This is a genomic window from Pseudomonas sp. HP_14 (genome assembly GCF_055283875.1).
Window position 1 is genome coordinate 1 of the sequence record NZ_JBTOQI010000030.1, and the last position, 11,794, is coordinate 11,794.

11 protein-coding genes are annotated in these 11,794 nt (G+C 59.9%); 2 read left to right on the forward strand and 9 right to left on the reverse strand.

What is annotated here, in order from left to right; genetic code table 11:
- Window positions 1–339: 339 nt before the first annotated feature.
- On the forward strand, window positions 340–1,617 hold the full coding sequence (locus tag ACYASS_RS17600) for an aromatic amino acid transport family protein (protein ID WP_463587059.1): 1,278 nt from the start codon (window positions 340–342) through the stop codon (window positions 1,615–1,617).
- A gap of 114 nt (window positions 1,618–1,731) precedes the next feature.
- On the opposite strand, the gene ACYASS_RS17605 is transcribed toward ACYASS_RS17600, so the two are convergent.
- The 8 genes from ACYASS_RS17605 to ACYASS_RS17640 all read right to left on the reverse strand — a co-directional run bounded on the left by ACYASS_RS17605 (window position 1,732) and on the right by ACYASS_RS17640 (window position 10,268).
- Window positions 1,732–2,181 carry a DUF411 domain-containing protein gene (locus ACYASS_RS17605; RefSeq protein WP_099269114.1) on the reverse strand — a complete coding sequence of 150 codons (450 nt, stop codon included), beginning with the start codon at window positions 2,179–2,181 and terminating at the stop codon, window positions 1,732–1,734.
- Window positions 2,182–2,437: 256 nt separating this feature from the next.
- Window positions 2,438–4,033, reverse strand: coding sequence for a gamma-glutamyltransferase family protein (locus ACYASS_RS17610; protein WP_463587060.1), 1,596 nt, complete (start codon window positions 4,031–4,033; stop codon window positions 2,438–2,440).
- Between the two features lie 31 nt (window positions 4,034–4,064).
- The gene (locus ACYASS_RS17615) at window positions 4,065–4,937 is read right to left on the reverse strand and encodes an ABC transporter permease (protein WP_243248205.1); all 873 of its coding nucleotides are present in this window, start codon (window positions 4,935–4,937) and stop codon (window positions 4,065–4,067) included.
- Window positions 4,937–5,881 (reverse strand): ABC transporter permease, encoded by a 945-nt coding sequence (locus ACYASS_RS17620; protein ID WP_027898078.1) that lies wholly within the window; start codon window positions 5,879–5,881, stop codon window positions 4,937–4,939. Before ACYASS_RS17620 ends, ACYASS_RS17615 begins: the two co-directional genes overlap by 1 nt.
- 28 nt (window positions 5,882–5,909) lie before the next feature.
- On the reverse strand, window positions 5,910–7,412 hold the full coding sequence (locus ACYASS_RS17625) for an ABC transporter substrate-binding protein (protein WP_463587061.1): 1,503 nt from the start codon (window positions 7,410–7,412) through the stop codon (window positions 5,910–5,912).
- A complete protein-coding gene (locus ACYASS_RS17630; protein ID WP_463587062.1) occupies window positions 7,409–8,530 on the reverse strand; it encodes an ABC transporter ATP-binding protein in 1,122 nt (373 codons plus the stop codon). Before ACYASS_RS17630 ends, ACYASS_RS17625 begins: the two co-directional genes overlap by 4 nt.
- Window positions 8,527–9,534: an ABC transporter ATP-binding protein gene (locus tag ACYASS_RS17635; RefSeq protein ID WP_463587063.1), complete on the reverse strand. Its 1,008-nt coding sequence runs from the start codon at window positions 9,532–9,534 to the stop codon at window positions 8,527–8,529. The genes ACYASS_RS17630 and ACYASS_RS17635 overlap by 4 nt, the downstream gene beginning before the upstream one ends.
- Complete coding sequence (locus ACYASS_RS17640; protein ID WP_463587064.1) at window positions 9,531–10,268, reverse strand: FadR/GntR family transcriptional regulator; 738 nt, start codon at window positions 10,266–10,268, stop codon at window positions 9,531–9,533. The genes ACYASS_RS17635 and ACYASS_RS17640 overlap by 4 nt, the downstream gene beginning before the upstream one ends.
- Window positions 10,269–10,352: 84 nt before the next feature.
- Here ACYASS_RS17640 and ACYASS_RS17645 point away from each other — a divergent pair, with 84 nt between their 5' ends.
- A complete protein-coding gene (locus ACYASS_RS17645; RefSeq protein ID WP_463587065.1) occupies window positions 10,353–10,493 on the forward strand; it encodes a hypothetical protein in 141 nt (46 codons plus the stop codon).
- A 233-nt stretch (window positions 10,494–10,726) separates the two neighbouring features.
- On the opposite strand, the gene ACYASS_RS17650 is transcribed toward ACYASS_RS17645, so the two are convergent.
- Entirely contained in the window at window positions 10,727–11,692 is a 966-nt protein-coding gene (locus tag ACYASS_RS17650; RefSeq protein ID WP_463587066.1) for a bile acid:sodium symporter family protein, read from the reverse strand.
- Between the last annotated feature and the right edge of the window lie 102 nt (window positions 11,693–11,794).

Here is an 11,794-nt window from a genome sequence, read left to right on the forward strand (position 1 = left end):
TGGGTTTGTGTCCGGGGCTTGTGGTGTCACCTAAAAAACAACACCCCCCCCCCCCCCACCCCCCGTCCAACCAACGCCTCCCACAGGTATGATCCCGATATTGGCGCGATGGCGTGGGACCGGCTTTCGAGCAAACATAGAATCTGCCACTTTGTACTTTAGCTCGCAGACAAACAGCGTAAGAACTGTCCCGATCACACTCTTCCCGTCCGACAAACCTTTGATTTTCCGGCGTAATCCCGGACAATCGCGCCCCTCTTTTCTGAGGGGACGCGAAACTGCCCAGTTTTCTGACGCGTCCCTGCCATGTTGTATTAACCGGCACGGAGATTCGACCGGATGAATGATCAGGCCAATAGCGTCGAACAGCGTTTCGATGCAGCCGCTACACCAATTGCGGCGTGGAGTCGTCATGACACCACCTGGATGCTCGGGTTGTTCGGCACCGCCATCGGCGCAGGCACGTTGTTCTTGCCCATCAACGCAGGTATTGGCGGTTTCTGGCCGTTGCTGGCCCTGGCGTTGCTGGCGTTTCCGATGACTTACTACGCGCATCGCGGTCTGACCCGTTTCGTGCTGTCCGGTCGTGAAGGCGCAGACATCACTGAGGTCGTTGAGCAGCATTTCGGCAAAAGCGCCGGCACGCTCATCACCGCGTTGTACTTCTTCGCGATCTTCCCGATTCTGCTGATCTACAGCGTGGCGCTGACCAACACGGTCGGCAGCTTTCTTGAGCACCAACTGCACATTCAACCGCCACCACGCGCGTTGCTGGCGTTTGTGCTGATCCTGGGCTTACTGGCTGTTGTGCGTTGTGGCGAGCGGTTCATCGTCAAAGCGATGAGCCTGATGGTTTATCCGTTCATCGTGGCGCTGCTGTTCCTGGCGGTGTTCCTGATTCCGCACTGGAACGGCGGCATTCTCACCACGGCCACTACGCTGCCGGAGCCTTCTGCTTTCCTGCATACCTTCTGGCTGGCGATTCCGGTGATGGTGTTCTCCTTCAACCATTCGCCGATCATCTCGGCGTTTGCCGTTGACCAGAAGCGCATGTATGGCGCTCAGGCTGAAGGTCGCAGCTCGCAGATTCTCGCGCGGGCTCACGGTTTGATGGTGATCATGGTGATGTTCTTCGTGTTCAGCTGCGTGCTGACCCTGTCACCGGCACAACTGGCTGAAGCCAAGACCCAGAACATCTCGATCCTGTCGTACCTGGCTAACCATTTCAGCAACCCGACCATCGCGTTTGTCGCGCCGTTGATTGCTTTCGTGGCGATTGCCAAATCGTTCCTGGGCCATTACATCGGTGCCAGTGAAGGTTTGAAAGGCATTGTGGTTAGAACCGGCCTGCGTCCCGCGCCCAAAGCGCTTGATCGCCTGACTGCGGCACTGATGCTGGTGGTGTGCTGGGCTGTTGCCACGCTTAACCCGAGCATCCTCGGCATGATCGAAACCCTTGGCGGGCCGATCATTACCGCGTTGCTGTTCCTGATGCCGATGTACGCCATCCACAAAGTCCCGGCGATGCGTCAATACGCAGGCAAGGCGTCCAATGTGTTTGTCGTGGTGGTGGGCGTCGTGTCGATGCTGGCGCTGGTTTATTCGTTGATGCAGTAAACCTTGGAATGCAATTCTTGTAGGAGCTGCCGAGGGCTGCGAAGCGTTAATCCTGATACACCGCCATTCGCAGCCTTCGGCAGCTCCTACAGGGTTTGTGCCTGGCGGGGAAACTTACTGCGCCGGGTAATCCGCTACTACCCGCTCTTCACCCGAAGCCGTGAGACCAATGATCTGGTGAGCGCTTCTCCGATTACCCGACTCCATACCCGGCGAGCCCATCGGCATGCCGGGTGCAGCGACGCCGATCAGGTCTTTTTGCGCGACCAGTTCGCGAATCTCCGAGACTGGTACATGGCCTTCGACGAACTTGCCATTGATCACTCCGGTATGACATGAGCCGAGTTTCTCGGGCACGCCGAGCTTTTCCTTCACGGCGCTCATGTTGTCTTCGGGATGATCATTAACGGTAAAACCGTTTTCTTTGAGGTAGGCCATCCACTTGGTGCAGCAACCGCAATTCGGGTCGCGGTAGACGTCGATGGTCTGCGGCGCGGCGTGCAGCAGCGCGCTGAAACCGAGGAGGGCGATCAGGCTGGCCTGTTTGATCTTTGAAAGCGTCATGAGAGATGTGCTCAAGGATGTTCAAAGGGCAGAGGCTACACGGGTTGTGAGGCCTGGAAAACCTTGGCCTTAAATGATGTACACGGTTCCTTGTGGGAGCAGGGCTTGCCCGCGATGGAGGCGCTGCGGTGTTTCGGGCAGACCGCGTCATCGTTTATCGCGAGCAAGCTCAGCTCCCACATAGACCGCGCCAGTCCTACGAGGTCGGAGCAAGCTTGCAGGCCAAGCCAGAATTCCCCAGATTTAACCGCGTCAGTCAGTAAGCCGCCACCAACCCATCCTTCCGCGGATCAGTCCCACCCACATACCCATGGGCCGTGCGCTGGATAATCTGCGCGCCGCCAAACGCAAACACGCCGCTTGGTTCTTCGACATCAATGTCATGGCCTTTGGCGCGCAGGGCTTTGACCACTTCAGGATCAAACGCACGCTCCACGGCAACCTTCAGACCTGACTCGATCCTCCAGCGCGGTGCATCGGCGGCGGCTTGCGGGTTCTGTTTGTAACGCAGAATGCGCATCATCATCTGCAAATGACCCTGTGCCTGCATCGGGCCGCCCATCAAACCGAATGACATCAATGGCGTGCCGTCGGCATTCATCACAAATCCGGGGATGATGGTGTGGAACGGACGCTTGCGCGGTGCAACGTAGTTAACGTGTTGCGGGTCCAGCGAGAAGCCCGCGCCGCGGTTCTGCATGCTGATGCCGGTGCCCGGCACGACGACGCCGGAGCCAAAGCCCATGTAATTGGACTGGATGAACGAGATCATCATGCCGCTTTCATCGGCAGCCGACAGGTACACGGTGCCGCCCGGCTTTGGTGAACCGTGACCGGGATTCGCAGCCTGATCAGTCACCAGCCCTGCGCGTTCCATCAGGTAGGCCTTGCCGAGCAAATCTTCGGAAGGCACGCGCATGTGATCGCTGTCGGCGACGTGTTCGTCGAGGTCGGCAAGGGCAAGCTTCATCGCTTCCAGCACTGGGTGAACCGTCTCAAGGCTGTCCACCGGATGCTCGCCGACGCCCAGCGCTTCCAGCATGGTCAGACCCGCGAGGGTCGCGATGCCCTGGCCATTAGGTGGCAGTTCGTGAACCACCGCACCGGCGTACGGCACCGACAGCGTTTCGATCCAGTCCACGGTGTGTGTCGCCAGATCGTCGAGGCTCATGACGCTGCCATTGGCGTTGGCGTGAGCAATGATTGTTTCGGCCAGTTCTCCGCGATAGAACGCTTCGCCTTTGGTCTGGGCAATCAGCTCCAGGGTGCGAGCGTGATCCTTGAGCTGGATTTTTTCACCAGCCAGCGGTGCCTTGCCGCCCGGCATGAAGCACTCGGCAAAGCCCGGTTGATCCTTGAGCAGTTGCGAGCCGCGTTTCCACAGCTCGGCGATGATCGGCGTGACCTGATAGCCATTGCGGGCATAGCCGATAGCGGGTTCAGCGAGGGTAGCGAAGGGCAGTTTGCCGTAACGCTCGGACAACTCGACCCAGGCCGATACAGCACCCGGCACACTGACGGCGGGCCAGCCACGTTGCGGCATCTGGCTTTGGCCAGCGAAGTACTCGGGCGTCCAGGCTTGTGGCGCTCGGCCGGAGGCGTTCAGGCCTTGCAGCTTTTTGCCGTCCCAGACGATAGCAAAGGCATCGCTGCCAATCCCGCAACCGGTTGGCTCGACCACGGTCAGTACCATCGCCGCAGCAATGGCAGCATCGACTGCGTTGCCGCCTTTGCGCAGCATGTCCAGCCCGGCCTGAGCGGCCAGTGGCTGAGAGCAGGCGACCATGTTGTTGCCCATCACCGGTGAGCGTGCCGAAGCGTAAGGTTGGCTGTAATCCAGATCATCGAACATAAGCGTTTCTCTTTGGCAGAAAACGAAAGGTTTAGCCTTTGGGGTCCAGCGCATCGCGCAGGCCGTCACCCAGCAGGTTGAAACACAGGACCGTGATGTAGATCGCCACGCCGGGCGCAATCGACATCCACGGAGCCTGCTCCATGAAATTCTTTGCAGTATTGAGCATCGAGCCCCAGGACGGCGAGGGCGGTTGCTGGCCCAGACCGAGGAAGGACAAGCTGGCTTCAGCCAGAATCGCCGAAGCGATGGTCAGCGTTGCTTGCACCACCAGCGGCGACATCACGTTGGGCAGCACGTAACGCAGGATGATCCAGCGATCCGGCAGACCAATCGCGCGAGCCCCTTCCAGATAATCCTCATGCTTGATCGACAGCACCTGGCCGCGCGTCAGCCGGGCAAAGATCGGCATGGCAGACAGGCCGATGGCGATCATCGCGTTGGTCAGGCTTGGGCCGAGAAATGCGCCCAGCGCGATGGCCAGCACCAGAAACGGGCAGGACAACAGCGCTTCCATGATCTGCGAAATGACCATGTCCAGCTTGCCGCCGAAGTATCCGGCGAGCAGGCCCAGAGGAACCCCGATGCACATGGCGATGGCCACCGACACACCACCGGCCAGCAGCGAACTGCGGGCGCCATACAGCAAGCGTGAAAACAGATCACGACCCAGTTCGTCGGTGCCCAGCCAGTAAATCAGCGAGGGCGCCTTGCGTACGGCGAGGAAGTTGGCTTTGAGCGGGTCATGGGGTGCAATCCACGGCGCCAGAAGGGCCGCCAGTACAAACAGCAGCAACACCGCCGCGCCAATCACCGCGCCTTTGTTGGCGAGGAATTTTTTCAGGAACGGCGAGCGGCTGCGGGGCAGGATCGCGCTGTGCGGGAGGCTGGCAATAGCGGTCATCAGGCAGTCCTCAGACGCGGGTTGATCAGACGGTAAAGCACGTCGGCCAGCAGGTTCAGCATCAGGAAGCCAATCGCGACACACAACACTACGCCTTGCACCACGGCGTAATCCCGGTTGAACACGGCATCGACGATCATCTTGCCGAAGCCCGGAATACTGAACACCTGCTCGGTCAGCACTGCGCCGCCAAGCAGTTCACCGAACAGCAACGTGGTCAGGGTCACGATAGGCATCAGCGCATTGCGTAACGCATGTTTGAGAATCACCGTGCGTGGGAACAGTCCTTTGGCCCGCGCAGTGCGGACGTAATCAGTACGCAACACCTCAAGCATCGCGCTGCGGGTGTGGCGCATGAGAATCCCTGACAGCCCGGCCCCCAGCACGAAGGCTGGCAGGATCAAGGTCTTCAGGTTTTGCCCGAAGTCCTCGCCCATGGGCACAAAGCCGGAGGCAGGCAGCCATTGCAGTTTCACGGCGAAGATCATGATCAGCAGGATGCCCAGCCAGAAATGCGGAATGGAAATCCCCGACAGCGCCACCACGTTGGCTCCGTAATCCACGGCGGTGCCTTTGCGCACCGCCGAAATAATCCCGGTGGGGATGCCGATCAACAGCGCGATCAACAACGCCAGTACCGCCAACTCGATGGTCACCGGCAATTTGGACGCCAGCAGCGTGGTGACCGGCTGTTCGGTGCGCAGTGAGGTGCCGAAGTCGCCGGTCAGGACGTTGCCGACCCAGTTCAGGTACTGCAACGGGATCGGATCATCGAGCCGGTATTTGTCGCGCAGGTATTCCATGACCGCCGGGTCACGTTCTTCCCCGGCCATGGCCAGCACCGGGTCACCCGGCAGCAACTTCTGCAAGGTGAAGACGAATAGCGAAACCAGAATCAGCGTCGGTATCGAGCTGAGCAGGCGTCGCAGGATGAACATCAGCATGCCGGAACCTCGCAGGTGCGTCCGTCAGTCATGGTTTGAACGCGACGTTGGTCAGACGAATCAGACCGTCCGGGTTTGGTACGAAGCCGGTCACGTTGTTACGCATGGCAATGATGCGTGGGTCGAAATACAGGTACGCGGTCGGCACTTCGTCGGCCAGCAAACGCAGGGCTTCGTTGTACAGCGCCTGACGTTGTGGAACGTCGTTGACGGTGCGCGCCTTGTTCAGCAGTTCGTCGAGCTTGGCGTTGCAGTATTTGCCGTCGTTCTGGCCACCTTTGCAGGTCACGAACTGATGGATGTCGCCATCCGGATCAGGACGGCCCGACCAGGCGCTCATGCCGATCTGGAAGTTGCCGCTTTGCTGTTCGCTGAGCATCGTGGCGTATTCAGTGGCAACCAGATTGACCTTGAAACCAGCCTCTTCAGCCATGGCCTGGATGATCTGCCCGACTTGTTGCGCAATCGGGTTGTTGGCCACTTTCAGTTCGACTGCCAAAGGCAGTTTCACGCCGGCCTCAGCCAGCAGCGCCTTGCTCTTCTCGACGTCGCGAGCCGGGATCGGCAGATCCTGATCGTAGTACGGGCTGTTTTTCGGGAACGGTTGAGCGCTTGGTGCATAGAGCCCTTCGAAGACCACCTGGTTGATCGCATCGCGGTCGATGGACAGCTCAAACGCCTTGCGCACGCGCTTGTCTTTGCCGATCGGCGAGTTGGCTTTTTCGCCATTGCCGATGTTGAACATCAACTGCATGTAGCCCAGGCCTGGCGTGTTATAGATCGCCAGCTTGCTGTCGCCCTTGACGGTTTTTACGTCGGTCGGTGCAACGCGCTCGATGATGTCCAGATCGCCAGAGCGCAGATTGGCCAGGCGTACCGAGGTGTCTGGAATCGGCAGGAACACGACTTTATCGAAGTGATAAGCCTGCTTGTTCCAGTAGTTGTCAAAACGCTCCAGCACGATTCGATCCTGCTGCACGCGCTGGACGAATTTGTAAGGGCCGGAGCAGACCGGTTTCGAACCAAACTCGCCCTGAGCGGCTTTCGGCGCGAGCATCATCCCTGCACGGTCCGAGAGTTGCGAAACCAGCGTGGCATCGGCTTGCTTGAGTTTGATGGCCACGGTTTTTGCGTCGATCACTTCCACGCTGTCCACCGAGGCCAGCTCGCTTTTACGCAGAGAGTCGGGAAGGGTGCGGGCGCGATCCAGGTTGAACTTCACCGAGGCGGCATCGAACGGTTCGCCGTCGTGGTAGGTCACGCCGTCGCGCAAGGTCATGGTCAGGGTTTTGCCGTCTTCGCTCCAGTTCCAGGCAGTGGCCAGTTGTGGCGCGTAGGTCAGGTCCGGGTTGACGTCCACCAGCTTGTCGCACAGCGCGGTGTACACCAAGCGGCCGGAATAGGTGCGCGAACGATGCGGATCCAGCACATCAGGATCGTCCTGAATGCCGATGCGCAACGTCGATTCGGCAAAGGCGGCGTTGGCGGCCAGCAATAACAATGTTCCTGTCATGACGCGTGCGATTTTCATGGCTGGCTCTCCACTGCAAGGGATTGATGGTTCTTGAACAGATTCAGGCGCTGGGTGTAAGCAGCGCTGGGTGTAGGAAGGATCAAGGTGCCGCTGCCTGCGTTGGCGATTTCACGCCAGAAGTGGCACGCCACCTGACGCTCGGCCTCGACGGTTTCCATGACCGGCACGGCTTCTTTGCACAGCGCACGGGCATGCGGGCAACGGGTATGGAAACGGCAACCTGAAGGCGGGCGGCTGGGGCTTGGCATGTCACCGCCGAGCAAAGGGCGCGGTTGGCGCAAGTCCGGGTGGCTGACCGGTACGGCGGCCATCAGCGCCTGGGTATAAGGATGCAAAGGGTTTTCGAACAGCGCGTTGACCGGCGCCAGCTCGACGATTTCCCCCAGGTACATCACCGCGACCCGGTCGCTCATGTGGCGGATCACAGCCAGACCGTGGGCGACGATCACCAGCGTCAAACCAAACTGATGCTTGAGGTCTTCCAGCAGATTGACGACCTGAGCCTGCACTGAAACGTCCAGTGCCGAGACCGGCTCGTCACCGAGGATCAGGCGTGGATCGGAAGCCAGTGCGCGGGCAATACCGATACGCTGGCGCTGACCACCGGAAAATTCGTGAGGATGGCGGCCGCCGTGCTCCGGGGCCAGACCGACGGTGCGCAGCAACTCTGCAACCTTGGCCTGACGGTCGCTGCGACTGGCTTCGCTGTGCAGCCAGATCGGTTCGCCAACAATCGATTCCACCGTCATGCGCGGATTCAGCGAGGCGAACGGGTCCTGGAAAATGATCTGCAAGTCGCGGCGCACCTGACGCAGTTTTTCCGGAGGCAGATTGGCCAGGTTGCGGCCTTCGTAAATCACATCGCCTGCTGTCGGTTGCAGCAGGTTGAGCAGCAAACGGCCGAGGGTTGATTTACCTGAACCTGATTCGCCCACCAGCGCCAGCGTTTCACCTTTGCGCACTGAAAGGTTGACCTGATTGACCGCCTGCACGGGCGGCTTCTTTGGCTGGAACAAGCCACTTTCTACCGCGAAATGCTTGCTCAGACCGATGCCCTCGAGGATCGGCTTTTGCAGGCTGGCGGCCTCGACGAGGTTGCGTTCAGAAAGGCTCACGCGCTGACTCCCACATGCTGTTCCAAAGGCGCGCGGATGCACGCGGCGAAGTGTCCGGGAGACAGTTCAAGCAGCGGCGGTCGCTCTTCCCGGCATTGCTGGATGACAAACGGGCAGCGCCCGGCGAAGCGGCAACCGCCGGGCATTTCTGCCGGGGTCGGCACGCGGCCGTTGATCGTCGCCAAGCGACCTTCGCGCGGGCCAATGGACGGCATCGAACCCATCAGACCAATGGTGTAAGGGTGTTGCGGATCGTCGAACAGAGTCTTTACCGGGCCGCTTTCCACAACGCGACCGGCGTACATCACCATCACGTCGTCGGCGACTTCGGCGACCACGCCCAAATCGTGGGTAATGAGGATCATCGCGGTGCCGGTTTCGGTCTGCAGGTTGGCGATCAGCGAGAGGATCTGCGCCTGAATGGTCACGTCCAGTGCGGTGGTCGGTTCGTCGGCAATGATTAGCGCCGGATCGTTGGCCAGTGCCATGGCGATCATCGCCCGCTGACGCATGCCGCCGGAGAGTTCGTGAGGGTAGGCGTCGAGCCGCTGGCGGGCATCCGGTACACGAACTTTTTCGAGCATTTCCAGCGCCCGTTGCCGGGCGTCTTTGTCCGAGAGGCCCTGATGGCGGATCACGCTTTCGGCGATCTGCTCGCCTATGGTGAACACCGGATTCAGGGATGTCATCGGTTCCTGAAAGATCATTGCCATGCGATTGCCGCGCACGTCGAGCAAGCGCTCTTCGGACATGCCCAGCAACGCTTCGTCTATCAGCAAAGAGTCGCTGGCGCCCACTTTGGCAGTCGCAGGCAACAGACCCATCAGGCCCATGGAGGTCACGCTTTTGCCGCAGCCGGATTCGCCGACAATGGCCAGGGTCTTGCCGCGCTTGACGGAGAACGAAACGCCATCGACCACGTTGGCCGGTGCTCCTGCAAAGCGTACGGTGAGGTCGTTGACACTGAGGACTGTGTTATCGGTGGTTGAGGCGGTGCCGCTCATAAGCTGGCCTCCAGGTCTTGATTGATGACGTTATCCAGCGCCTGTTGCAGCGCTCGCAAATGGCCGCGCATGGCCGTGGCGGCCTTGATCGGGTCACGAGTCTCGATGGCGCTGACGATGTCGTCGTGGTCATGGCTATAGGTATCGAGGCGGTCGGCGTTACGTGCCCGGTGGCGCAAGTCGCGCCAGGCCGGGTCGAGACGGATCGCATCGAGCATTTCGAAGATGTCCAGCATCAGGCGGTTACCCGCTGCTTCCGCAATGGCGCGGTGCAGTGCGCTGTCCCACAGTTCAATGCCTTCGGCATCAGGGTGCTCCGCAGCCTGCTGACGTGTGGTGCGTTCAGCCAGACGCCGCAGAATCGCCATCTGTTCGCCATTGGCACGAACTGCGGCCAGAGACGCCAATGCCGGTTCCAGATGCAGGCGGGCTTCCATGACCTCGCTGAAATTGGTCCGTCCAGAAAGCCGGGCGAAGCTCATTGCAGCGCTGGGCGGCGTGGGGCCGACAAAGGTTCCTTTACCTTGCCGCCGCCAGATCTGCCCTTCAGCTTCGAGCACCGACAGCGCCCGGCGAATCGCCCGGCGGCTGACGCCGAAATCCGTAGCCAGATCACGCTCGGTAGGCAACGCCCGCTGGGGGAACGCCGCGTGCTGGGCGACGATCTGCCGCAAGGCATCCAGCGCCAGTTTCGAAGCGTTGTCGATGGGGGTGTCAGGGTCGAACCTTTGCATCGTGGTACTCGCGCCAGACCAGAAAAAGATGCCCCGAGCTGCCTACAGGCAGTGATTCGAGGCAATAGGGCTGGTGCAAGAGCGATGCCAATGGAAATTGGTTCGGTAAGTTTCCAGGCGCAATATGCCGGTGGATTGCTAGCGATCAGTGCTGACGGGCCAATGTGCAAAGGTTCGGCAGGGTGGTTCGGCGAGAAGAAAGGGGATTGGTTCGTGGGTGGGTGAACCAATTTAAGGGGAGGTTCAGATTTTGTGCATCAATGCGGGCGTGATGCGCCGGGGTGGTGCCCGATGACGCTTGTTGGAGCGAGGCTTGCCCGCGAACCTGCGACTCGGTAAGTCAGACACGCCGCGTTATCGTTCTTCGCGGGCAAGCCTCGCTCCAACAGAAGTTATCAAGTACTAAACAAAAGGGGGCCAGGATTTCTGGCCCCCTTTTTTCTGTTGCACCTGACTAATCAATCAACAACCGGCGCTGTCGTCTTCACCGGCTCATCGTCATCCTTCATCTTGCGGAAGTACGTCGACAACAATGCCCCTGAGATGTTGTGCCACACGCTGAACAGCGCGCTTGGCACGGCCGCCAGTGGCGAGAAGTGCGCGCTGGCCAGCGCGGCGCCGAGGCCGGAGTTCTGCATGCCGACTTCCAGTGCCAGGGATTTACGCTGAGGCAACGGCAGTTTGAACACCTTGCCGGTGAAGTAACCCAGCAGGAAGCCGAAGGTGTTGTGCAGGATTACCACGGCCATGATCAGCAGGCCGGATTCGGCGATTTTCGCCTGGCTGGCGGCAACGACGGCGCAGACGATCATTACGATGCTGACCACGGAAATCAGCGGCAGCACGTCAATCGCGTAAGTGACGCGAGCCCCCAGCAGACGCTGAGCCAACACACCGAGCACGATCGGCAGCATCACCAGTTGCAGGATCGACCAGAACATATCCATGAAGGACACCGGCAACCAGGCCGAAGCCAGGAACCAGATCAGCGTCGGGGTCAGCAACGGAGCGAGCAGGGTGGTGACTGCTGCAATGGCCACAGCCAGCGCCAGATCGCCCTTGGCCAGCCACGCCATAACGTTGGATGAGGTGCCGCTCGGGCAACAACCGACCAGAATCACACCGACGGCGATTTCCGGCGGCAGGTGAAACACCTGACACAACAACCATGCTACGCCGGGCATGATCACGAAGTGCGCGACCACGCCCAGAGCTACACGCCATGGGTTGCGGGCCACTTCGGAGAAGTCTTCAAGCTTCAGGGTCAGGCCCATGCCGAACATCACCAGACCCAGCAACGGCACGATGAGGGGCTTGAGCCCGATGAACGCTTGCGGGAACACGAACGCCAGAATGGCGAACAGAAGCACCCAGTACGCAAAGGTATTACCAACAAAACGACTCAAGGCTGCCAATGCACGCATGGCGGGTTCCTTTCTTATTAGTGTGGAATAAATACCTGTAGGAGTGAGCTTGCTCGCGATAGCGGTCTTTCAAATACGAAAAGGTATCTGGAAGACCGCTAT